This is a genomic window from Paenibacillus nanensis (assembly GCF_003583765.1).
Classification (GTDB): domain Bacteria; phylum Bacillota; class Bacilli; order Paenibacillales; family Paenibacillaceae; genus Pristimantibacillus; species Pristimantibacillus nanensis.
On sequence record NZ_QXQA01000008.1, the window covers coordinates 217,575 to 241,233 of the forward strand.

Genomic DNA, 23,659 nt, shown 5'->3' on the forward strand with positions numbered 1-23,659 from the left:
CAAATCGGAGATTTGATTCCTATTAACTTTCGTTAATAGATTGCCTATTTCGCAGGGAAGGAGATGAATATACCTATCTATAATGAATAGTTTTCCTCCCAATTACCAAGTTTATTGAGGTGATTCCCTTCATGGCTCGGTCGTTCATTCTATTAAGCGTGGTTGCTTTATTATTGCCTACCGCATATAATACTGAATAAATGTTCAGTATTTGGCCGACGAACGGTGGGTGAGACCAGTTGAATAAAAAAAAGCAGCAAACCGAGCAGACAAAAAAGAAGATCGCCGATGCCGCCAAGGTATTATTTATGCAAAAGGGCTATAAAGCCTCATCGATCGAAGAAATCGTGAAAGCAACCGGGTGCAGCGCGGGCAACATCTATTATCATTTTAAAAGTAAGGAAGGGCTTTTCTTGCATCTCATGGAAGAATGGGACAAGGAATGGGAAGAAAGATGGCTGACAAAGGAACAGCAGTATCCGACCATTATCGAAAAATTGCACGGGATGGCCGAGCATTTGGCGCTCGATCAATTCAATCATCCGCTGACGAAGGCCATGGATGAGTTTTTCAACAACTCGGAGAAGGCCTCCGATGTGGAGGAACGGATTAATGAAATGGTCAAAGGCTACCTCGATTTTAATCGGCAGCTGCTGCAGAAAGGGATCGATAACGGGGAATTGCATGTTACGAACGCTGCAGGGCTCGCCGTCATTCTGGACAGTTTATTGTATGGTTTAAGTCAGCACACGCGGAGAATGGAGCGAGATGAGACGTTAGCGGCTTATCGGTTGGCGATGGACGTGTTTTTGCACGGTATTGCGAATCCGCCCCGCTAGCGGTTTTTTTTTGAGATAATCTAGAATGAATATTCAGTATTAATATTTGGAGGCATGAAGCATGGCGTTGTTATTAAGAAACCGGGGATCTGTAATCATCCTCATGTTAAATCTATTTTTAGTTTTCACGGGTATTGGCTTAGTCATCCCCATTATGCCTCAGTACATGGAGGAGCTGGGGATTAGCGGAGGGACTGTCGGCCTACTGGTTGCGGCCTTTTCCTTGACGCAGTTTCTCTTCTCCCCATTGGCCGGCCGTATGGCGGATTCTTTCGGAAGGAAAAGAATGATCGTCATCGGCATGGTCATTTTTTCCCTGTCTGAGGGGCTGTTCGGGATCGCGAATTCTTCCCTTCTGTTATTCGTTTCAAGAATGCTCGGCGGCATTAGCGCCGCATTGATTATGCCGGCCGTAATGGCTTACGCGGCGGATGTTACAACGACAGAGGAACGAGCGGCGGGGATGGGGTATATTAACGCGTCGATTACGACGGGTTTTATTATTGGCCCAGGCATTGGCGGTTATCTTGCCGAATTCGGCATTCGCGTGCCCTTTTACACAGCAGCCGCGGCGGGTCTGGTCGCCGCTTGTATGACTTTGTTTCTCCTTAAAGAGTCTCGCGCTTCGAGAAAGGAAGAGTCCGACGCGCCAGCCTTACAAGGGAGCAGCCTTGCAACTCAACTGATGAACGCTTACCGAGAGCCGTATTTTTTGAGTTTAATTCTCGTATTCGTTGCATCCTTTGGACTGGCGAACTTTGAAACGGTCTTCGGACTGTTTGTCGATCACAAATTCGGCTTCGATCCCAAGGATATCGCCTTTATCATTACGTTCGGATCGATCGCCGGCGCGGTTGTGCAGCTTACGGTTTTCAGCTGGATTCTGAACCGTTTCGGCGAGAAGCGCGTCATTACAATCTGCCTTTTCTTCGCCGGCGCGTTTATTCTGGCCACACTTTTTGTTCATACGTTTTGGCTCATTTTTGCGGTTACATTTATTATCTTTTTGGCCATTGATATTTTGCGCCCGGCCATTAGCACGCAAATGTCAATGCTCGCCAAAGACCAACAAGGCTACGTCGCGGGCCTAAACTCGGCGTTCACCAGTCTCGGTAACATTGCGGGACCTATTGCGGCCGGTTTTCTGTTCGATCTCGATATCAATTATCCGTATATGCTCGCATGCGCGGTGCTTCTCTTCTGCTTCTACCTATCGCTTAGAAATAATAAGCGCGGCAGGCAGAGGGAGAATGCGGTCTCCTGATGAAGCCGCATATGCATGAAAAGAGGCTGCCGTCGTTCGTTGTGGCAGCCTCGAATCTTTGGGGGGCGCTAGACTTACACCGATGCTGTTCGCTGGCGCTCCAATGGTGGCTTTGTTTGACAAAGCCGGTCGGTGAAGCGGGAGCCCCACAGTGAAACAACGATAAGCGTAACCGTTGCGACGCCGGATAAGAGCAAAGCGGAAAGACTCGCCGAAAAAGGGAATAAAACCGCGAGTATGACGATTCCCGTAACATAAGGCGCGGAGACGACCCCTGCGACGATCCGCAAAAAGAACATGTTTCCGAGCAAGTAGAGCATCGGACCCGCAAGAATGACGGCGGCCGTTTGCCAATCTATATGGCCGGAAGGACGAGCGAGCACCAGTTCATCTGCCACGGCGGACAAAATAATGCCCGCTACCAAGAGCAGATGAGTATACGTGTAAGCCGAACGCGCGATTCTGCCCGGGTCGGCGGAATGGGCGATGAAATGATGCCCGACTTTGGCGGTTATATGAAAATAAATCCACCACATCGCCACCGAGCCAAGGAAAGCGGCAATGAACGAAACGAGGGTAAGCGGGTTCCATTCCAGTCCGGCGAAGGTGGCCCCTGTCACCAGAATCGATTCGCCAAGCGCGATAATGATGAACAAACCGCATCTCTCCGCCATATGGTTGCCTTCCACATTCCACACGGTAGTCGGCGTCCTGCCCGCCTTCGGCAGCCAGAATCCTAAGGACGGGGCGACGTATTCGATAAGCAGCGCAATGCACCAGAACGCCAGGCGCATCTCCTCATGCGCGAACCCTCCGCCGATCCAGAACACCCCCGATAGGGTCAGCCAGCTAAGAATCCGAATAAAGTTAATGCGCAGCTCCTTCGAGCCTTTTCGAAGCACCCATACCGTGTAGGCGGTTCTTCCAACTTGGAAAATGACGTAAGCGAACGCAAAATACAATCCCGATTCCTCGAATGCTTTCGGAATCGAGGAGGACATGATCAGTCCGACCAGCATGAGTCCGATGAGCATAAAACGAACGCGGTTCGTCTCCGGATTCAGCCAGTTCATCACCCATGCGGTAAAGATCCAGACCCACCAAACGGCCATCGTCAGCAGCCCGAGCCGGATCGCGCCTTCCCAAGTGAAATGCTCTAGGAAGGAGTGGGATAACTGCGTAACGGCAAAGACAAAAATCAAGTCGAAAAACAATTCAATAAAGGATACCTTCCCCGAGTCAATGCTGCCTCTGCTCCGGAATAACGCGTTCTCTGAAGTCATTGTCTTCACCTTTTCTCCTCACCCTCTTCGTGTGGGAAACATTCCCTCCCCAGGTTCGTCCTGATTGTATCACGCGCCCCATTCGATTGGAAGAAATAAGCGGCCTATGAACGGCAGCCCGACACTGGCCCGGCAACAGCCGGCCGAATGGCCGGTTACCGTTTCTCTACATAAACGGAGGGATCGAAGCAACGTTACGAGTAGAGGAAGTGTGAAGGTCTCGGCATTTGTGCACAATTATAATGGCAATATCGAGACGTTATTGTAAAGTTAGCAATTGAAAAGAAACCCGCGTTATTAATTGTTGTAATATTGAAGGTACTACGCAATGAATAGGGATAGGAGCGATGATCATGGAAATCGTTTCAGGGAACCAACAAGTCGAGGAATTTCTGCAGAAGCTTGACCATCCATTTAAAACGGAGATTGAGGAAGTAAGAAAAATTATCCTAAGTATGGAGAAGGGGCTTTCTGAACACGTGAAATGGAACGCGCCAAGCTTCTATTTACATAATGACGATAGAGTAACGTTTAACCTTCATGGCAACGGTTTTTTTAGACTTGTGCTTCACCGCGGAGCTAAAGCGAAAGAAACCGTAAACCTGAAGCCTCATTTCGAAGATGTGCCCAAAGGGTTTATGGTATGGGCTGCAAATGATAGAGCTACGATCAAACTTACCGATTTAAAGGATGTCGAGGCAAAAAGAGAGCTTTTAAAAGAGGTTGTCGGCAGATGGGTAGATGTAACGTGATCTCGGTGATCTAAAAAGGCAATCACACAACGACAAGGGGTGAAGTGATGAAGCTTCTGCTCACATCTGCAGGCATCAAAAATAAAAGCATACACGACGCGCTGGTTGACCTGCTGGGCAAGCCTATCGCCGACTGCAACGCCCTATGCATCCCCACTGCGATGTACGGACACCCCTGGGTCGGCCCCGGCGTCAAAGCCTGGCAGTTCATCAGCGGCAAAGAAGAGAGCCCCATGGTCGACCTGGGCTGGAAGTCTGTCGGCGTGCTGGAGCTTACAGCGCTGCCAAGCATCGGCGAAGAACGGTGGGTGCCGCTGGTCCGGGAGACGGACGTCCTGCTAGTGTCGGGCGGCGACGCCCTCTACCTGTGCCACTGGATGCGGCAATCCGGGCTGGCGGACCTATTGCCGTCGCTGCAGGCTGTTTACGTGGGAATGAGCGCAGGGAGTATGGTGATGGCCCCAAGGATCGGAGAATTTTTCGTTGGCTGGACTCCGCCCGCCGGTGGCGAAGAAACGCTGGGGCTGGTTGATTTTGCAATGTTTCCGCATCTGGATCACGAGATGCTGCCGCATAACACAAGGGCTGCAGCAGAGAAATGGGCTGCCGGGATGCGGGGGCCGGCGTATGCGATTGACGACCAGACCGCCATTAAAGTGATCGATGGTGCGGCCGAAGTTGTTTCCGAAGGGCAGTGGACGTTTTTTCGCCCTGATGGTACTCCGGAGTAAGCATAGAAGATAACTTGCTTGAGTTAGACGATCAAGGGAGCAGTTTGCCGCTGATATGCTCCCTTTGCCATTAAAGAAACGGACGCCCAAAGGCCATCCCCAAAAGGATGGCCTCAACACGATTTTCCAGCTGCTAGAGGCTATGACTCATTAATTCCGACTGCAGCTGAATTCGCAGCTGCTCAACGATTGAAAAATCTGTCGCAGCTGTATAGAAGGATTTGATCTGTGAATCGATAGCTTCCGCTGCCGCTAGGTGTGAAGTGGCTTCTTTCATTTTTGCTGAATATCGTTCTCTAATCCCGGCTATTTCAGCCGCATAGGCTTCATCCGTCCCTGGGGTCATGGTGCGTTCATACATATCCAAGACCTCATCTCCGTCACGATCCGGAAAGTATTCATGCGGGGCGGTGCTGTCGAAAATAGCCGTGCTGAGCCCAGGGAAGATCAGCATATCCAGGCTGTTTGGATCAAAACCGCAATGAAACACCTGAACCTCGATGCCCTTCTCCTCGGCCGAAGCGGCAAGCTTTTTCAAAAGCGTGGACTTACCGGATCCCGGTCTTCCTTTGATGAAAATCCGCCTGCTCAACTGAGCTGTCAAGCTTTGAATGAAATCAAACGCGCCCTTAGGCGTCGCAGCCCCGAAAAACAAATGACGGACAGAGGCGGGGGTTCCGTTTTCGTGTCCGGCATACAATTCCTGAATCAATTCCTGCGTGATTTGATCGGCCTTATCGAAGTCCATACTTTCGATATAAAATTTTTCCCATTCATCATGAATCCGTAAAGCGGTTGCAAAGGATTCATAAGCTTTGGAATAAGCTTCAGTAAGCTTTCCTTTGAGTTCTTCGATCCTTCCAAGAGTCTCCGCTGAAATCTCCCTGTTATTAAGCGCCGCTCCAAAATCGAATTCGATAGTTGCACCTGCGCCGCTCTCTGTGAACCACTCGCAAGCTTGCTGGTCGACAATGCCGACCTTTAACTCGGTTGCAATCATGCCGTCGAGCTCATCCGGCCGAAGCGGGGAATGGAAGCATTGCACGTGCTGCCCTCTGTCAGCCAGACTTTCCGCCAATTTACGAATGATTGTGGATTTGCCTGTACCTGGGGGACCCGTCAGGACGAGAATCTTATCCAGCCCTTGGAAAGCCGACTTATACAAAAAATGAGCCCCGTGTGCGGTGTTGCCGCGGGCAAAGTAGTGGGATGCGTTTTCGGTCAATTTGAACACTCCTTTGCGCGCCTATCCTGCGGCCTGCAACCTTCACATATATCGTGAATTGGCAGGGGCATAAGCGCATATGGGATAAATGCCTATTGTTCAACTTATTCCGGTTGGCGCGCAGAGGTGTTTATCAAGTTGGCCGATATTTCAAAGCCGGCTGTCACCGTTAAGCGATCAGCAGGATCGTTTAACCGTTTTGTCGAACAGCTAATAGCATTTCTTTCGTTACAGTGTCCGATTTGTGCACCAGGTTGTTTTGGTATTCTTTTATTAGCATGGGGCTGCATGACAGGGACTCAACTTTCCAATAAAGGGGAATCCGAATGTTTAGAATTGGGACCTTTGCCCAAATATGCGGTGTGACGGTGAAGACACTTCGTCATTATGATAAGCTCGGCCTGTTAAAGCCAGCGCGTGTGGACGAAGAATCGGGGTATCGTTATTATTCGGCCGAGCAGCTCCTAACCATCCGTCGTATAGAAGGATTCAAAGAACAGGGATTAACACTCGAAATGATGCGGCCGTTGCTCACCGGACCGGTCACTCTAACGCTAGCGGAGCGTACGCTGCTTAGGAAGCGGAAAGAGCTGGAGCGGCAGATACACGAGGCTCAAAAACTGCTTGCGGAGATCGATGAACGTCTACTGCAGATCGACCGGCACGCGGCGGCAGCGGAGGACACGGAGATCACGATTCGTAGCGTAGAACCGCTTCTCGTTGCTTCCATCCGCAAGATATTGCCCAAAGACCAACTGTGTCTGCTGATCGACGAACTGAAGCAGTATGTCAGCTCGCAGGGCGAAGTGCCGGACCACGATTTAACCATCATATGGCACAGCAGTCACGATGAAGAATCTGCCGATATCGAGGTTGCGATTCCGTTATCGCGGGAGATCCCGGAAAGCTGCAGGGTGAAGGTTCATCAGATGCCGGCCATAAAGCAAGCCGTTTCGTATACCCACTGGTGCAACCCCTATAAAGACAATTGTAAGGCAATCGAGACGTTACAGTCATGGATCGCTAATAAGGGGTACAGTCCCCTTGCGGCGATTCCAACTCGTGAGGTCTATTTGATGTCGGACAAAGATATTTATGGCCAACTGCGGATGGCGGAAACGATCATACCGATCGAAAGGGCTTAAAAAAGAGATGCAACGCTTGACTCTCCCCTAATGGGGAGGGTTTATCATGTGATCAACCAACGAATAGGGAGTGGATGATGACATGAATATGAAACGCCTTGAAGGAAAAACGGCACTCGTTACGGGGGCCAGCCGGGGGATTGGCAGAGGGATCGCGCTGCGGCTTGCAGCTGAAGGCGCAAATGTCGTTGTACATTACGGCACACGGATAGACGACGCAAATGAGACTGTAGCTGCAATCGAGGCCATTGGAGGCACTGCTTTTCCGGTCGGGGCCGAGCTTAATTCCCTGGAGGGTGTGGACCGGCTGCTGAAGATTCTGGATGAGGAGCTCATTCGCAGAACAGGCAATAACACATTTGATATCTTGGTCAATAATGCCGGCATCGGAACTTCCTCCTCGTTTGAAGAGACGAGCGAGGAGGAGTTAGATCGGCTGTTCGCAGTCAATGTCAAAGCGCCGTTCTTTCTCGTACAGAAATCGCTGGAACGCCTGCGAGACGGCGGCCGTATCATCAATATCTCATCCGGCGTGACACGCATTGCCTTTCCTCATATTATGGCGTACAACTTAACCAAAGGCGCCCTCAATACTTTCACCTTGCATCTCGCTAAGCTTCTTGGTCCGCGCGGTATCACCGTGAATTCCGTCATGCCGGGCATTGTCGATACGGACGTCAACAAGCCGTGGCTGCATGCCCCCGAAGGCCGTAAGTTTGCTGAAGAGATGTCCGCGCTTGGGCGTGTTGGGGAACCGTCGGATATCGCGGACATCGTTGCTTTCGCGGCGTCGCCGGACGGCAGATGGGTAACAGGACAGATGCTTGACGCGACCGGCGGGTCGCATTTGTAAGGGGCGTGCCTTGCAAAAGCCCTTGGAATAAAGACGTGTAAGGAATTGGAAGACACGGCCTGTTGGACAATAGCATAATCCGGTTAGAACCCGCCTAAACGCGGGTTTTTGTTATGAATGGAACAGCTTCGTGTCGCGGGCCGGCGACAAAAACGCCAATATGTGAAAACGGCAACGTGCCCTTGCAAGTATTTTATGATTGGAAGGAATTCGTCTCTTCCGCAAGCTTGGCCAGCCGATGCATCGAGCCGTCTTTTGGATCGGGGATGAATACGTTCAAAAACTGGTCTTGGCAGTCCTCGAAGCGCAGCAGCTGTGTTTCGAGATTGAGCAGCCCTACCCGAGGATGCGAGATGGCGCGCGGATGCTGGCTCGTGCACTGCACCTCGTAGCTATCCCACCATGCCTTGAACTCGGGGCTGCCTTCCATGAGTTCAGCGATAAAACCAGCGTACCAGGCGTCTTCGATATGCCGCGTATAGAGCGAGCGGAAATGGCCTAGCAGCGATCCGGCCAGGCTTTCCCAATCGATGAACAGCGTTCGGTATGAAGGCAGCATGAACATGCGCCAGATCATATTGCGCTCGCGCTGTTCGGCGGTATCGAATGAGCCGAACACTGCGGAGGCCAGCCGATTCCAAGCGAGTACATGCATCTTCTCATCCGAAATATAGGCGGGAACCTGCGGCATCTGATCCAGCAAAAACTGAAGCGAAGGTAATAGAACGGGACAGTTGATACTAGGCTTTATCATCGGCCGTGGAGGGGCTGCGAGGAAGAATAGATGATCCCGTTCATCGCTGCTCAAGTTCAGCGCGCGCGCCAAGCTGTCGAGCACCTGATCGGAGACGTTGATGTCCTTGCCTTGTTCGAGCGATGTATACCAAGGCAGCGAGATGCCGGCTAGCGCCGCTACTTCCTCCCGCCGCAGTCCTTTCGTTCTTCGCCGGATATGATCGGCGTTCTGCAGCCCTGCGCTCTGCGGCGATAGCTTCTGCCGGCGCGTACGCAGGAAACGGCTGAGTTCTATACGTCTTTGGTCGTTGTTTATGATGATCCACTCCCCCAAGCTGATACTCTTACTTATAGGATCAGTAGTACTTGTATGATGAATAATAATAGTAACAGAGTTCTTCCCTGCCGCTGCCGACAGAAGGTAAGATGATGCCGTAGCCAAATCCCGCATTGGCAGCTTGCGTGCTGCTAATATTTTAACGGATACAGGCAGATGAAGGGAATGGAGGAAATTAAAAATGAGCACGGCATTTTTGGAGGCAGTCAAAGAAAAACGTGCCAATTATGGTTTAAGCAAAGAGCGATTCGAATCATCTGAGTGCATTGAGCATATCGTCCGTTATGCGGTTAAACATACGCCGTCTGCTTTCAACTCTCAAAGGGCGCGCATCGTCGTATTGTTCGGGAGACAATCCGAAAAATGATGGGCGAATACGAAAGAGACGCTGCGGCTTTTTCATTAGAAACGAGAGGGTGGTGCCGCCATATGCGGAAATATCCGAAACAAAGCTACTGGTCAGGAACCTATCTACGTATCTGTGTATGCAATTTATTTCTTTTTTGCTCCTTTCAAATGCTGCTGCCGATATTGCCTGTCTATATGATAGACAACGGTGGCAGCGAATCCGCGGTTGGATGGATCACCGGATTAATTACAATTGCAGCTGTGCTCATCCGGCCTTTCAGCGGATATGCGCTCGATCGCTTCCGCCGCCGACCGGTTGTGGTTCTCGGTTCGATCGTTCTAGCGTTAGCGGCAGGCGCATACGCGATATCGGCCCAGGTGGGTTGGATGTTGAGCGTCAGCCTGTTGCTGGGCATCGGCTGGGGGATTATGACAGCCGCATATTCGACGATCGTGTCCGATCTGGTCCCTTCCGACCGTCAGGGAGCCGGTATCGGCACGTTCATGCTATTCGGTATGGCGGGCATGGCTGTTGCCCCATTCATTGGCGGGTGGTTGATCGACAAGTACGGGCCGTCGGCGTTTTTCGGAACGGCGTGCTTCCTTGCGCTTTTGTCTTTGCTGCTGTTCCTGCCGGGCGCCGGAAGCCATTCGGCGTTAAGAGCATCCCTTCCAGAAGGCGGGCAGAGTCGCTCTCGGAACAAGCTCTTCGAGCGGACATCGCTTTTCCCGGCCCTGCTCATTCTGCTCTTTACGATTGGTTACGGCGGGATTATATCTTTCGCCAGTCTGTTGGGTATGAAGCTGGGAATCGAGAACGGCGGCATCTTTTTCCTAGTGTCGAACGCGGCGGCGATGCTGGTTCGCCCCCCGGCCGGCAAATTGTTTGATGCAAGAGGCCACGCCACGGTGCTTCTCCCCGGCTTGACGATCGGCGTCATTGCGTTCATCGTCTTATCGCTGGCTTCCGGCCAAATGATGTTCATCATCGCGGCTTGCTTGTATGGTTTGTCCTTTGGAGCGGTGCAGCCGTCCATTCTAGCTTGGACGATCCAACGCGCAGCGAAGGACCGCCGGGGAGCGGCGAACAGCACGTTTCTGGTTGGCATGGACAGCGGAATCGCGCTCGGTTCGATCTCATTTGGGGTTATTGCGCAAGCATCAGGGTATGAAGCAGTGTTTCTGTACTCGGCCGTGCTGCTTGTTGCGCTTTTGGCGGTTTACGGCATCAGCCTGGCCAGATCGAGAAGCAGCCGGATGCCGGGAGTGGCGGAAAACAGGGAGGGAGAGCACAAGGGCACATCCATCAAGGGGGACTAGCGCTTCGATAATGAAAATGTCCCTAGGGAAGCATTACTGACTGGCCCAGAAATGCTTACGGTGTACGATAAGGTCCGGCTTATCGGTGAAACGATCGGCAGGGATAGCCGGTTTATCGAGCTTAGCGAAAATCAGGGCTGCCGCTATGGGCGGCAGCTTCGCTGCGCTAAGGGATGCAGTATTTCCAGTAGCCGAATAATGAATAAGCGAAATCATTTAGCAGATAGAAGGACCCGGTTTGCGGCAGCACGGTCAAGCCGATTTCAGATTGTAATAATGACGTTGCCTCTTTTACGTTCAGTCTCTACATACCTCTGTGCGTCCGGCAGAAGTTCCAGAGGATAGCGGCGATCGATCACGGCGTAAATCGCTCCGCTTTTTGCGAGATCTAAGAGAAACGCCAAATTCGCTTTGTTTTGCAGTAGGCCGGCTGTAGCGAAAATAACCCGTTTGCTATTAAACAAGGAAGTCCACAGCATTTGGATCACTATAGACAACTTCGGCGAGGTAGTCAGATAAATCCCTTTGTCTGAAAGTATACGCTGGCATGCGGCAAAGGAGCTTTTGCCCACCGCGTCAAAAATGACATCGTACGCTTTGTCCGCCTTCGTAAAATCCTCCTGGTTATAATCCACCACATAATCGGCGCCCGCTTTTCTTACCAGAGCTTCGTTGGCAGCGGAGCAAACGCCGGTTACTTCTGCGCCGTAGTATTTGGCTAATTGCACGGCGTAGATGCCTACTGCCCCCGAGGCGCCGTGAATCAGTATTTTCTGTCCCTCGCGCAGCTTTGCCTTATCTCTTAAAAACGTCAATGCTGTGGCGCCCCCGTCGCAGACTCCGACGGCTTCTTCAAAGGTGATGCTGTCCGGTATAACCGCAAGGGGGCTCTCTTCGGGAAGACATTTATATTCAGCATACGCTCCGAAGTTTTTGACGCTCATTCCCAGGACGCGATCTCCTGCTTTAAAATGCTTAACTTCTTTGCCTACTGCTTCGACCTCTCCGGCAAATTCGGTCCCCCCGATTGCATATTTCGGTCTGGACAGTCCGTATACCAATCGAATCATTTGCGGGTCGCCCTTGCGAAAAGCACAATCCGACGGCCCCGCTTTGGCGGCGTGGACACGTACGAGAATTTCAGTGTCTCCAGGCGACGGTTTCGCTATTTCTTGAGGGACAAGCACTTCAGGTGAACCATACGAGGTTTGGACCATGGCTTTCATGGGTATCTCCTTTTGCTTAAGTTATGCTTACATTGTAAATAAAGTAATGAGTATGCACATTGACTTAAGTCAAGAGTTGGTCATTAGGCTGCCCAGGAGCCACTTTGACGAAGTCGACCGCAGGGGCAAGCCTTGGTGGCTCCGGGGTCAATCAAGCTTCAGAGAAAAATTTGTTTATAGCGGGTTTTCACCTGATAAATGTAAGGCGATTTAAGGTATGCTTGGAAGACAGACCCTGTCATCATGGCTGAACGGAATGGAGACTAGTGGAGGTCTTAGGAAGAAAGGTGATTCAAATCGATAAGAACCGAGGCAGCGTTCATCGTGACCTGCTTGCCGCCATTGAATTGGTCTATAACGTATGCGAGCTTGATTGTTCCGAACCATGCTTGGAGGTTCAAAATGCCGAATACGGCGCCTATTTGTTTCATGCGAATAAACGCTTGATTCGCTTTCGCGCAGCTAAGGTTACCCCCTCAAAAATAGGGCAGTTTGTTACTTTATGGCGGAGAATGGGGGATGGAACAACCCAACCGTTCGACGGATCAGAAGAGGTGGATTACTATGTCATTAGTACACGGGATGGTAATAAGCTTGGACAATTCGTATTTCCGAAAAGTGCGCTATTACAATACAATATTGTTTCGAATAATGGAAGCGGCGGGAAACGCGGGATACGAGTTTATCCACCATGGGACATGCCGACAAGCCGTCAGGCTCGAAAAACTCAGGAATGGCAGCTAGCATACTTTTTTGAAATCCCAATCGGCGAAAAAATAAACGTTGATCGTGCACTTATGCTATATCGTCAATGATCGATAAAGTATAAATGAACCGTTACCGGGGCATCGCCGCGGCTTGGAAGTGTTCCATAATAGCCAAGGTCTGGCCGGCGAACAGATAGGAGAAATGAAGGGGGGGCTCGCCGCTTGGCGACGAACGCGGCATGCCGGCACAGGGGTTCCCGGCCGGCCTCTTTTACGCTTGGAATGATGCAATTATGAGAAAAAACGCGGCAAATACGTTTTGTTCCGCTCCAGCATTTCGTCCAGCATCCTCTCCGCCACATTCGCGGAATCGATTAAGGGATGGCTGGCCAGTGCGAGGAGCGCCTTGTCGCGGCTGCCCGTCACGGCCGCCTCGATCGCGAGGCTCTCGTACGTTTTGACGGCGCGGATCAGCCCTACCGCCGCCTCCGGCACTCGCTCCACCGGTACGGGTACCGCGCCATGCTTCGTGACCGTGCAATTGACCTCGATCGAAGCCTCGGGCGGGAGAAAGTCCAGCGTGCCGCTGTTGCGTACGTTGAGCGCCTGCACGTCGCCCGTATCGTTGTAGATGGAATGCATCAGCTTGACGGCCGCTTCGGAATAATAAGCGCCGCCGCGCTGCTCCAGCTGCTTCGGCTTCTCCGCCAGCTCCGGCTGCTTGTAGATCTCGAACAGCTCTTCTTCCAGCCGTTTGACCGTCTCCGCGCGGTTCTCTCCCCTTGCGGCAGCTGCTTGGCCTTCTTCGACCATCTCTCTATGCAGATAGAAATATTTCAAATAATAAGAAGGTATCGCGCCAAGCGAACGGATCAGCGAGTCGTTCCATGCCAGCTGCGGCACGTTCGACGCGCTATAGGAGCCTTGCCTGTCCAGCAGCTCCTCCAGCTTCGACTCGCCGTCAATCTCAATGCGGCTGATCCAATGAAGATGGTTCAAGCCGGCGAACTCGCAGTAGATGCGGTTCTCCGGAACGCCGTACAGCCGGGACAGCCACTTATATGCGGCAATCGGCGAATTGCAGAGACCAATGGATCGGATGCGGGAGTGGTTCAGGATCGCTTCCGTCACCATGCCCGCCGGATTCGTGAAGTTGAGAAGCCACGCATCCGGACACAGCTCCTCCATATCCGCGCAGATGTCCAGCAGCACCGGAATTGTGCGAAGCGCCTTCATCATGCCCCCGGCGCCGGTCGTCTCCTGGCCGAGCATCCCGTATTTAACCGGGATGGATTCGTCCCAGCCCCTCGCCTCCAGCAGGCCGACGCGCATCTGCGTCGATACGAAATCCGCTCCGTCCAGCGCTTGGCGGCGATCCAAAGTCAACTCAATCTCGATCGGTAAGCCGCTCTTCTGGACCATGCGCTGCGCAAGTCCGCCTACGATGGCGAGCTTATGCCTGCCCGCCTCGATGTCGGCGAGCACGATTTTCGTCACCGGGAACGATTCATAACGCTGTATAAAGCCTTCGATCAGCTCCGGTGTATAGGAGGAGCCTCCTCCGATGACCGCTACTTTCAATCCATTGCCCATTCCATATCCCTCGCCTTCACGGACAATTCTTGTCCGAGTCGTTCGTACACTTCCGGTCCAATCGTCCTCCCGTCGCGTTCCATGGCAAGCAGAAGCGCGCCTGCGGCAGGTTCGAGCTCCAGCACCTGCAGTCTGCTGTTAGGAGCGGCCGCTTTCACTTCCCGTTCCACGAACGGAAGGACGAATTCGCGTTTCCCTCTGGTCAGCACGCTGCCGGCAAGCACGACGTCGAAGATGTCCGCTTCCATGCCAAGCTTGCGGATAACGGCACTCGCCGCTTTGCCGAGCTCCGTCCCTTGCCTCTCCAATATCGCCCGGGCAACCGGATCCGTCGGCGAAGCCTCGAAGAGAAGCTTCGCGAGGGTATGAGGCGGCCGCGTGCCGTTGTCCAGCGTACCGTGGAACATCCGCTCCACGTCGGGATAACCAAGCGCGTCGAGCGTCAGCCGGGTCAGCTCCGTCTCAGCCTCTCGGCCTTCCCAGGAGCGAATGACCGAACGGAATACCTCAACCGCAAGGTCGCTTCCGCCGCCGAAATCGCCGTAGGCGTAACCGAAGCCTCCGACCTGCAGCTCCTCGCCCCGCGCGTTGATGCCGTAACAATTGGTGCCGCTGCCGCAGATCAGCACGACGCCGTCGCTTTGCCTTGTGCCCGCTCGCATTCCAATGACCGTGTCACAGACGATATCGGTCCTTGCGAACCCCATCGCCGCGATCATCGGCCTTAAAATGACGAAGTCCGCTTCCCGGTCCGCGCCTGCCAAGCCGAACAACGCAAATTCGATATCCGCATTACCGATTCCCGCCTCGGCCAGCGCATCTTCCGCCGCCTTGCGTATGTTCCGGTCGGCCAAGTCGGCTCCGACCTGATGATTGCCGCAGCCGCTCATGCCCCGGCCCAGGATGCGGCCTGACTCGTCGGACACGATGGCAAGCGTCTTGCTGCCGCCTCCGTCGATTCCCAAGTAGTAACCCAAGATTGATCTCTCCTTTGTCTTATGATGGGTAAAGCCGGCCCCCGTCCAGCCCCATGCGCGAACGAGTCCGGGCATGGCGCTTGTCGTGGTCCGGCTTAGTCTCAGGCGATTTATTTCGCAGCATTTAGCTTGCTTACGTTTTCTTGCCATTTTTCCGTTTTGAATTGAAGAAGCCTGTCATAACCGACCTTCATCGCGTCCTCTTCCGCTTTGTCCAGAATCGCGTTCACTTCCTCGTCCGACTTAGCCGTCGTGATGGCACGCGCTCTGGCTTGCTCGTAAATTTCGAACACGCTTTGGGCGATGATGCCTTCATCCGTATCGCCGGCCGGGTCGAGATTGACGAATTCCGTCGTGTTGTACTGGGTCTTCCATGTAATTTCCGACTGCCAGCGCGTCTCCCAGTTCCGCTGCTCCTCGGGAAGCGTGGACTCGAATTTCATTTTGGAATTGTCGACGTATACGGTGTTGCCGTTCCATTGGAAGTTGACGGTCGAATTCATGAGCTCGTCGCGTCCCTTGATATCGGACGTGAACGCCTCCGTGAAGAGCGGCGCGCCCTCCGCGTCCGTGCCTTCCCAATAGATGCCCTCCGGTCCCCACATGATCGTGCGCTGGCCCTCGGGACCCGTGAACCAATCCAGGAACGCGAAGATCGCTTCCGGGTTATCCGCCGATTTCGTAATAACGCTCACATTCCAGCCCAATTGCTTGTAATCGCCTGGGAAAATTTTGTTGCGGTCAAGTCCTTCCTTATGCACCGGCCATATCATGATGTAGCCCGCATCCGGGTCCTTCTCGCTAAGCTTCGAGTTGCCGATCGCGCCGAACTCCGTCGGGCTGGAAGCGACATATACGGCGATCTGTCCCGTAACGACCTTCTGCTCCACCTGCTCACGCTTCTGCGTGAAGGCGTCCTGCGACATCAGCTTCTCGCGGTACAGCTTGCTCGAATATTGGAGCAGTTCTCGGTAGACGGGATCCGTGAAGAGCGACACCAGCTCGTTCCCCTTCGGCACGGCCATCATCTGGTTAAACAGGTAAGGCCTGTTCTCCGCGAATGCCGATACCATAATATCCACGCCGGAGGCGGATTGCCCGACTTCCAGCGGCACGACGTCCGGATATTTCTCTTTTACCTGCTTCAGATAAGCGTACAGATCGTCGGTCGTCTCCAGGCTTGGGGAGCCTAGCTCCTGGTAAATTTTTTTGTTGACCAAATATCCCGCATTGCCGTTCGGCTGCGTCGTATACCAGTTCGGGAATTGATACAGCTTGCCATCGGGCGAGCGAAGCATGTCCAGCGTCGACTCGCCGGCCCACTCCTTCAAATTCGGGTATTTATCGAGGTAATCGTCGAACGGGACAAGCATCCCTTCCGCACGCAGCTTCTCCACCTCCGCGCCGCGTTCCATCCAGATCACGTCCGGGAGCTCGCCGGAGACGATCATCGTGCTCATTTTGTTTTTGGCGTTGCCGCCCGAGCTGACAGGCACGACATTAACCAGTTTGTTCTCCTTGATCCATTTCGTCGCGAGATCCCCGCCCCATTCCGGCATCGTGTACCAGTCGTAATGACCGTAGAACGAAAACTCGAGCGGCTCCTTGCCAAGCTCGAATACGGCGGACGAATCGCCAGCGGCTCCAGTCGCTTTGGGTTCGTTCCCCCCGTTATTGCCGTTGCCGTTCGAATCCGAGCACCCCGCCATTACCGTGACGATCGCAAGCGTGACTGACATGGAAGCCCATAGCCGTTTGTTCCACCTTTTCATTGTTCTCTCTCCCTTCGATCTCTTGCATCTATGGTCGAAGCCGCCCTCGGCTTGATCCCCGGCCTACTCCTTCAACGAACCAATCATGACGCCTTTGACAAAATATTTCTGCACGAACGGATACACGCAAAGAATCGGCACCGTCGCCACCATCATCGTCGCCATCGACAGCGATTTTGTCGTGACGGCGTTCATCTTGTTCAGCCTTCCTTGCGCGGCCGAATCCATATTTTGCATCTGCTCCAGCATAATATTGGAGTTCAGGATTTGCTGCAGCTTCGTCTGGATCGGCAGCAGATCGACGTTCGAAATATAGATGCTCGGCGCGAACCAGTCGTTCCAATGGTACACCGCCGTGAACAGCGACAGGGTCGCGATAACGGGTCCGGACAGCGGAAGGACGATCCGGAACAGCACGCCCCAGTTCGAGGCCCCGTCAATATGGGCGGACTCCTCCAGCCCTTGCGGAATGCTCTTGAAGAACGTCCGGAAGATGATCATGTTCCACACGCTGATCAAGCCGGGAATGACCATGACCCAGAATGAGTTCATGAGGCCGAGCTCGCGGATGAGCAAGTAGCTGGGAATGAGCCCGCCGCTGAAGTACATCGTGATGATGCACATCACCATGTACAGCTTGCGGCCCATCAGCTCGCGCTTCGTCATGCTGTAGGCGAAAATCGCCGTGGCCGCGATGGAAAGCGCTGTGCCCGCGACCGTTCGCAGAACGGAGATGACGAAGCCGTCGATCAGCCGCTTATCCTTGAATACGACCTCGTAGTTCGACAGCGTGAACTCCCGGGGCCAGAACGTGATGCCGCCAAGCATCGTGTCGCTCCCGGAGTTGAAAGAGATGACCGCCGCATTCCAGAACGGATAGAAGGCGACGAAAGCGAGCAGAGACAGGACAACGTAATTGATACCCAGAAACAGGCGATCACCGTGCGACAACTTCATGGCTTGCCCTCCCTTTCCCTTACCATAGGCTGTTCCCCGATCTGCGGGCCAGGTAGTTCGCTCCGGCCAGCATCAGCACGCTAATGACGGCTTTGAAGAGCCCGGCCGCCGTCGCGTAGGAATAGCGGTTATTCTGAATGCCGATCCGGTACACGTACGTGTCGATGACGTCGCTCACCTCGCGCAGCACCGGGTTGCCGGCGAGCAGAATAATATCCTCGAAGCCCGCGTTCAGGAAGTTTCCGATCGCCAGGATCGAAAATACGATGATGACGGGCATGATCGACGGAATCGTAATGGAGACGATTTGCCGGATCCGGCTGGCACCGTCCATCGATGCCGCTTCATACAAATGCGGGTTTACGCCGGCGATGGCGGCGAGATAGACGATGGAGGAGAAGCCGATCTCCTTCCATACATTCGTGGCGACCAAGATGCTCCAGAAATATTTTGGTTCGGACATGAAGTTGACCGGCTCCTCGATCAGGTTCAGCTTCTGGAGCAGGATGTTCAGGCTGCCGTTGTCCGTCGACAGGATCGAGAGCACGAACCCCGACACGATGACCCATGACAGGAAATGCGGCAAATAGCTGATTGTCTGCACCAGCCGCTTGAACACCTTCCTTCCCACTTCGTTCAGCATAAGCGCGAGCAGGATGGGGGCAGGGAAACCGATGCATAGCTTGAGCAGGCTGATGACGAGCGTATTACGCATGACGTTCCAGAACTCCGGGGCCGCAAAAAACATCTCGAAATGCTTGAGGCCGACCCATGGACTGTCGAGAAATCCTCGGAACAGGCTGTAATCCTGGAATGCCATCAGCAATCCGTACATGGGGATGTAGCTGAAGACCATAATGAACAACAACGCCGGTATGGCCATCAGCTGGATATCCCACTGCTTGAAGAAACGAACGACAGGTCCCTTCCTGCGATAAGGATGATTGTCGCTCTGCATTTCTGGCTGCGGCATGACTTTCCCCCTCTCTTTTGATCCAGTCAACTACATGTTAGGTTATATAACACATTCGGTAACTTCCATAAATTTATTGTAAAGCTACCGTCCTGCATTTTCTCGGCTAAAACAATTAAAAACCAGCACAATTTCACTGGTTTTTCGAACGGATCTTTCTTGATTCTCCCGGCGTGATTCCGATATGTTTTTTGAAGAGCCTGTTAAAATTGGTTAAGGATTGAAAGCCGCATTCCATGGCGATATCCGTAATTTTCATCCCGCCTGTCTCGAGCAGGGCCAAGGCGCGTTCCAGCCGAATCTGGATGAGATAGAGCATGGGCGGCATGCCGACGGCCCGTTTGAAAATGTCGCTGAACCTTGACGGACTAAGGAATACAAGCGCAGCCAGCTCCTCTTGGGTCCACGCTTTGGCGTAGTTTTCCTCCATGACCATAATGACCTGCTTCATGCGTTCAAGCTGCCGTTCGCTGATGTTCCCGGCGTTTTTGCGCGGATTGGAGCTGCGGAACTCCCGGTTAACCGTCGCCAGGAACCGCAGCACGATCGAATGCACCATCGTGCTGTAGGAGCGGCGCTGTCCCTCATGCTCCTCGTGGAGCTCCTCCAGCAGGGCCCGGAGACGGACGATGGCAGGATTATGCCGCTGCAGCTTGTTCGTATAATGCCGGCCCATCTCGCGGAACGGGCTCAGCAGCTCGGGGTCCATGCGGAGCCCGTGAATAAGCCAGCTCGGGTCGAAAGTGACGACGAGCATGACCAGGTTATCCGTCTCGTAAGCGCAGTGCAAATCGTTGGAATTGATGAGGAAGATGTCGCCGGCTTCGAACTCGTACGTCTGGCCGTTAATAATGTAATAGCCCGTGCCGGACTTGATCAGGTTGATTTCGAGCACGTCATGCCAATGCATTCGCTGATAGAGGCTGGTCACCCCGATCGTCTCCGCCACGATAAGAGGATAATGCTGAGCTAATTTCACTTTTTCTTTCGGAATCAAGCATGATTGTTCGTTTGTTCGCATCTTATCAGCCTCCGAACGGGTCGCGATTTTGTAAACGCTATCAGTTCCATGACTATGTCATGAATCCTATCATCCTATTTAATCCGAATCCTATAGGGTTGGCAAGAGCATTTTGGACGAAAAAAAACGAACGGCAAAGGCATAAGTTAGCCTTCATCCGTTCGGCGGGCATGGACACTTTGATTTCGGCGGGGTATACGACGTAGCGAAGTCGAGTGAGGGGCAAGAGTAAGCGTACATGCGTAACGTTGAAACACGAAATCCGGAAGCCGTTTGCCGGCAGTATGGGCGAGTTAGATAGAGGATAAGTCTATCAACCATAACCTAGTCCCACACATTTCGAAGGGGGAGTCCAAGCTCTGTTCGGGCCAGGTCGTCAACTTGTTGAATAAAGGCAGTTTTTGCCCGTGTGTAGCCCTCAGGGTCGGAATGATATTGCTCAGCCAGCACATATTTAAGTTCGCCGTATTCCTTTACTAATTCAGGATGCTTACGAAGGTAATCGCGAAATAGCAGTTCTTTCCTACCGTTAAAGCCCTCGATCGGCAGGATATGCAAATGATGCGTTCTCTCGCCTTTGAGTTCTTTTGCCAATAAATGTCGGCCGGTCATGCCGGTTTCAACATAGCGGTAACCAGAACTTCTAAGCAAGTTCGCGTAAACCGCTTCATTAAGCAAGGGATGAACGCCAGCGAACATATCAATAATTGGTTTTGCGTCTAGATTAGGGATAGAGGTGCTCCCCGTATGCTCGATTGTAACGATATTTGCGTCAAGAATGTGAAGTAACCGTTGTTTCTCTTTTTCAAATTCCAATGGCCACTTGGGGTTATAGGGAACGATTTTGACAGCATAACGATTAGACTTAGACATTTATTTCCCTTCCTTTTCAGTTATAATGACGAAGCTCTTCGCCAAGACGAAACGCTTGTTTCTTTTTTTGGCGGGATGCTGGTGTTGACGAGAAGCGATGGGAAGGTGTGAGCAGTGAGCGGACCTATCTCCACATACCTTCGATAATATTTCCGATTTGCTGTCGGATTGGGTCCGCCATTTTGTCCTTCGGGAAACCGAAATAAAGGTCAATCGCGAGGTCTAGACCGCTCCACATGCTCACCTTATTCTCCTTGGCCAATCGAAGAGCGATCGGCTCGGCCAACAAGGAACAGCCGATTTCCTTCTGAACCAGGTCCCCGATAAGGAACTCGTCATCCACGTATAAGATTTTGCGAGGATTGACCTTCCTGTTCGCGAAATAATCAATCGACTGTTTGTAGAAGGGGCAGCCTTGCGTGGTCCAAACCCATGGCTTACCGGCGAAGTAATCCAGAGCCGCTTCTTCATCCGGGGGATTCCAAGTGTTCGGATAAACGACGGCCATTCGAAAGGTTCTTAATTTGATCGCATGGATGGATGTGCTCCCCTGATTCCCGTAGTAAAAGCCAGCGCTTATCGTGTTATTCTGGATATCCGCGACGAAGTGCTCGCTCTTGGTTTCAAGAAAGTGTAATTCAACGCGCGGCAGCCGCTCAGCCATCAATTCGACCAATTCACTGACACGAAGGAGCTCCCCGTCCGTGTTCAGCCCGATACGAAAGCTCTGGACAGGATCCTGGCGCAGGTCGCTTGCGATTTGGCGAAAGCCTTCGATCGATGCGATAATCTTTTGAGACTCTTCAAGCAGCTTCGCCCCTTTCTCCGTGAGAGACATGCCTTTCGGGGTCCGATAGAAGAGCGGAAATCCCACTTCGCTCTCTAGGGCCTTCAGGTGCGCGCTTGCAGCAGGCTGGCTCGTATGCAGCTTAACCGCCGCTTCGGTTAAATTCCCCGTTTGGGCAACCTCGATAAAGGTTTTTAACTGATACAGTTCCACATAACCACTCTCTTTCCGGCTTAGGTTGCGATCATCCGTTTTACTGATTGACTTCATCGGGTAATGCGATTGGACGGCTGCGCCGCTGCGGGGCTATATTAACCCCATAACGATGATTCAAGGAGCGTAACGCGATGTCTCTGTTTCTTGCTATGTGCTTATTTTCTTTATCCATGTCCATCTCGCCGGGTCCTGTGAACATGACCATTCTAACTTCAGGCGTTAATTTCGGCTTCAAACGCACGTTTTCCTTCGTTTCCGGCGCAACGCTCGGATTCGTGCTGCTGCTGACCGCAGTAGGACTCGGCGTTTCCAATCTCGCGGCACAAGTTCCGTCGTTTTATGGGCTGTTAAAGTATGCCGGCTCCGGCTATATGATCTATGTCGGCTGCAAAATCATGACGGCGCGACCGGACCTAAAGCAGAGTGAACGTCAAACCCTGCGTTACCGTCATGGGTTTCTGATGCAGTGGCTGAATCCTAAAGCCTGGATCGCCTGTTTAACGGGGGTTTCGGCTTTCGGCCTTAAAGACTCGTATTCGATGCTGTTTGTCTTTGTCTGCATTTATTTTCTAATCTGTTACCTTTCGCTTGCAGCCTGGGCGTTATTAGGGGCCAAGCTGCAGCTTCTGACTCGGGTAAGAAACGGAATCCGCGCCTTTAATGCCGCAATGGGAGCTATACTGATTCTCGTCGCTGTTTATCTATTATTTTCAACCACACTTTAGTAAGCGGAGCGAGGCCCAGCCAACCGTAAGAAGATTATATAGGAATATTTTGAGTTTGGAACTATTTAAAGAAAATGACATATAACGATTCGCGCTGAACGGATAGAGTAATGGAAAAATGTGTTATAATAAGTCATCTTGAATACGGGGGAGCCTTAATGACAGTAGGATCGCAAAACGATATTGACGGGCTGAAGAAAATCGGCAAAATCGTTGCAATGACGATTGATGAAATGAAACGTCAAACACGTGTCGGAATGACGACAAAGGAATTGGATGAGATCGGGGGCGAGTTTTTGCGAAGGCATGGGGCCGTGTCCGCGCCTAAGAAAACGTACAATTTCCCCGGCGACACTTGTATTAGCATTAACCGTGAAGTTGCCCACGGCATACCGGGTAATCGAATCATTCAGCCGGGCGATTTAATAAACATCGACGTTTCGGCGGAACTGGGGGGCTATTATGCCGATGCGGGGCATTCTTTTCCGATTGCGCCCTACAAGCCGTCATTAATGCGTCTGTGCCAATACACCCACAATACGATGATGAAAGTCATCTCTTCGCTTAAGCATGGCGTGAGATTGAACGAAGTCGGAAGGATGATTGAAAGCGAGGCCAAAAAAGGCGGCTATCATGTCATTCAGAATCTATGCAGCCACGGCATCGGGAAATCTCTGCATGAGGCCCCGACAGAGATACTGCCGGTTTATAACAAGCACGACAAACGGGTATTGAAAGAGGGGATGGTCATTACCATCGAGCCCTTTTTATCTACCGGCGCAGAGTATGTCGTTGAGCAATCGGACGGATGGACGATGCGTGTGCCCGACAATAGCTTTGCGGCGCAGCATGAGCACACGATTATTATAACAAAGAATCAACCGATTATTGTAACTGCGGTATAGAGCATGACAAGAGAAGCGACCAGGATTGACGATCGGGTCGCTTTTTTTTTCAACGGTCTGGATCTATGTTAATATAAACAGGTGTTTCGTCGCAT

General features: G+C 52.4%; 23 protein-coding genes. 11 read left to right on the forward strand and 12 right to left on the reverse strand.

The window, feature by feature from the left end:
• Window positions 1–239: 239 nt before the first annotated feature.
• Window positions 240–839, forward strand: a complete 600-nt coding sequence (locus D3P08_RS14445; RefSeq protein ID WP_119600401.1) for a TetR/AcrR family transcriptional regulator — start codon at window positions 240–242, stop codon at window positions 837–839.
• Window positions 840–900: 61 nt separating this feature from the next.
• Entirely contained in the window at window positions 901–2,103 is a 1,203-nt protein-coding gene (locus D3P08_RS14450) for an MFS transporter (protein ID WP_119600402.1), read from the forward strand.
• A 74-nt stretch (window positions 2,104–2,177) separates the two neighbouring features.
• On the opposite strand, the gene D3P08_RS14455 is transcribed toward D3P08_RS14450, so the two are convergent.
• Window positions 2,178–3,386 carry a low temperature requirement protein A gene (locus D3P08_RS14455; protein WP_119600403.1) on the reverse strand — a complete coding sequence of 403 codons (1,209 nt, stop codon included), beginning with the start codon at window positions 3,384–3,386 and terminating at the stop codon, window positions 2,178–2,180.
• A gap of 353 nt (window positions 3,387–3,739) precedes the next feature.
• On the opposite strand from D3P08_RS14455, the gene D3P08_RS14460 reads away from it, so the two are divergent.
• On the forward strand, window positions 3,740–4,138 hold the full coding sequence (locus D3P08_RS14460; protein WP_240647525.1) for a DUF1801 domain-containing protein: 399 nt from the start codon (window positions 3,740–3,742) through the stop codon (window positions 4,136–4,138).
• Window positions 4,139–4,185: 47 nt separating this feature from the next.
• On the forward strand, window positions 4,186–4,869 hold the full coding sequence (locus D3P08_RS14465; RefSeq protein WP_119600405.1) for a Type 1 glutamine amidotransferase-like domain-containing protein: 684 nt from the start codon (window positions 4,186–4,188) through the stop codon (window positions 4,867–4,869).
• Between the two features lie 133 nt (window positions 4,870–5,002).
• On the opposite strand, the gene D3P08_RS14470 is transcribed toward D3P08_RS14465, so the two are convergent.
• A complete protein-coding gene (locus tag D3P08_RS14470; RefSeq protein WP_119600406.1) occupies window positions 5,003–6,094 on the reverse strand; it encodes a PRK06851 family protein in 1,092 nt (363 codons plus the stop codon).
• A 326-nt stretch (window positions 6,095–6,420) separates the two neighbouring features.
• On the opposite strand from D3P08_RS14470, the gene D3P08_RS14475 reads away from it, so the two are divergent.
• Together D3P08_RS14475 and D3P08_RS14480 are read left to right on the forward strand one after the other, a co-directional pair.
• Window positions 6,421–7,239 (forward strand): MerR family transcriptional regulator, encoded by an 819-nt coding sequence (locus tag D3P08_RS14475; RefSeq protein WP_119600407.1) that lies wholly within the window; start codon window positions 6,421–6,423, stop codon window positions 7,237–7,239.
• 88 nt (window positions 7,240–7,327) lie between these two features.
• The gene (locus tag D3P08_RS14480; protein WP_119600447.1) at window positions 7,328–8,092 is read left to right on the forward strand and encodes an SDR family oxidoreductase; all 765 of its coding nucleotides are present in this window, start codon (window positions 7,328–7,330) and stop codon (window positions 8,090–8,092) included.
• 193 nt (window positions 8,093–8,285) lie between these two features.
• Here the strand turns inward: D3P08_RS14480 and D3P08_RS14485 are convergent, their stop codons facing one another.
• Window positions 8,286–9,161, reverse strand: a complete 876-nt coding sequence (locus D3P08_RS14485) for a helix-turn-helix transcriptional regulator (protein ID WP_162848485.1) — start codon at window positions 9,159–9,161, stop codon at window positions 8,286–8,288.
• Window positions 9,162–9,345: 184 nt separating this feature from the next.
• Here D3P08_RS14485 and D3P08_RS14490 point away from each other — a divergent pair, with 184 nt between their 5' ends.
• Window positions 9,346–9,531, forward strand: coding sequence for a nitroreductase family protein (locus tag D3P08_RS14490; protein WP_119600409.1), 186 nt, complete (start codon window positions 9,346–9,348; stop codon window positions 9,529–9,531).
• Between the two features lie 62 nt (window positions 9,532–9,593).
• On the forward strand, window positions 9,594–10,832 hold the full coding sequence (locus D3P08_RS14495) for an MFS transporter (RefSeq protein WP_162848486.1): 1,239 nt from the start codon (window positions 9,594–9,596) through the stop codon (window positions 10,830–10,832).
• A 263-nt stretch (window positions 10,833–11,095) separates the two neighbouring features.
• Here the strand turns inward: D3P08_RS14495 and D3P08_RS14505 are convergent, their stop codons facing one another.
• Complete coding sequence (locus D3P08_RS14505; protein WP_119600411.1) at window positions 11,096–12,058, reverse strand: NAD(P)-dependent alcohol dehydrogenase; 963 nt, start codon at window positions 12,056–12,058, stop codon at window positions 11,096–11,098.
• A gap of 287 nt (window positions 12,059–12,345) precedes the next feature.
• Between D3P08_RS14505 and D3P08_RS14510 the strand changes: the two genes are divergently transcribed.
• The gene (locus D3P08_RS14510) at window positions 12,346–12,873 is read left to right on the forward strand and encodes a MepB family protein (RefSeq protein ID WP_240647527.1); all 528 of its coding nucleotides are present in this window, start codon (window positions 12,346–12,348) and stop codon (window positions 12,871–12,873) included.
• 183 nt (window positions 12,874–13,056) lie between these two features.
• Here D3P08_RS14510 and D3P08_RS14515 read toward each other — a convergent pair whose 3' ends face one another.
• The 8 genes from D3P08_RS14515 to D3P08_RS14550 form a co-directional block, all read right to left on the reverse strand.
• Complete coding sequence (locus D3P08_RS14515; RefSeq protein ID WP_119600413.1) at window positions 13,057–14,358, reverse strand: 6-phospho-beta-glucosidase; 1,302 nt, start codon at window positions 14,356–14,358, stop codon at window positions 13,057–13,059.
• Complete coding sequence (locus D3P08_RS14520) at window positions 14,343–15,335, reverse strand: N-acetylglucosamine kinase (protein ID WP_119600414.1); 993 nt, start codon at window positions 15,333–15,335, stop codon at window positions 14,343–14,345. The genes D3P08_RS14515 and D3P08_RS14520 overlap by 16 nt, the downstream gene beginning before the upstream one ends.
• A 110-nt stretch (window positions 15,336–15,445) precedes the next feature.
• Complete coding sequence (locus D3P08_RS14525; RefSeq protein WP_119600415.1) at window positions 15,446–17,107, reverse strand: extracellular solute-binding protein; 1,662 nt, start codon at window positions 17,105–17,107, stop codon at window positions 15,446–15,448.
• Window positions 17,108–17,170: 63 nt separating this feature from the next.
• On the reverse strand, window positions 17,171–18,064 hold the full coding sequence (locus D3P08_RS14530) for a carbohydrate ABC transporter permease (RefSeq protein ID WP_119600416.1): 894 nt from the start codon (window positions 18,062–18,064) through the stop codon (window positions 17,171–17,173).
• Between the two features lie 19 nt (window positions 18,065–18,083).
• Window positions 18,084–19,037, reverse strand: coding sequence for an ABC transporter permease (locus D3P08_RS14535; protein ID WP_119600417.1), 954 nt, complete (start codon window positions 19,035–19,037; stop codon window positions 18,084–18,086).
• Window positions 19,038–19,170: 133 nt separating this feature from the next.
• A complete protein-coding gene (locus D3P08_RS14540; protein ID WP_119600418.1) occupies window positions 19,171–20,058 on the reverse strand; it encodes an AraC family transcriptional regulator in 888 nt (295 codons plus the stop codon).
• A gap of 324 nt (window positions 20,059–20,382) precedes the next feature.
• On the reverse strand, window positions 20,383–20,931 hold the full coding sequence (locus tag D3P08_RS14545; protein ID WP_119600419.1) for a GrpB family protein: 549 nt from the start codon (window positions 20,929–20,931) through the stop codon (window positions 20,383–20,385).
• Between the two features lie 124 nt (window positions 20,932–21,055).
• Window positions 21,056–21,931, reverse strand: coding sequence for a LysR family transcriptional regulator (locus tag D3P08_RS14550; RefSeq protein WP_119600420.1), 876 nt, complete (start codon window positions 21,929–21,931; stop codon window positions 21,056–21,058).
• Between the two features lie 173 nt (window positions 21,932–22,104).
• Between D3P08_RS14550 and D3P08_RS14555 the strand changes: the two genes are divergently transcribed.
• Together D3P08_RS14555 and map are read left to right on the forward strand one after the other, a co-directional pair.
• On the forward strand, window positions 22,105–22,659 hold the full coding sequence (locus D3P08_RS14555; protein WP_276311161.1) for a LysE family translocator: 555 nt from the start codon (window positions 22,105–22,107) through the stop codon (window positions 22,657–22,659).
• A 158-nt stretch (window positions 22,660–22,817) separates the two neighbouring features.
• Window positions 22,818–23,564 carry a type I methionyl aminopeptidase gene (gene map / locus D3P08_RS14560; RefSeq protein WP_119600422.1) on the forward strand — a complete coding sequence of 249 codons (747 nt, stop codon included), beginning with the start codon at window positions 22,818–22,820 and terminating at the stop codon, window positions 23,562–23,564.
• The last annotated feature ends 95 nt before the right edge of the window (window positions 23,565–23,659 follow it).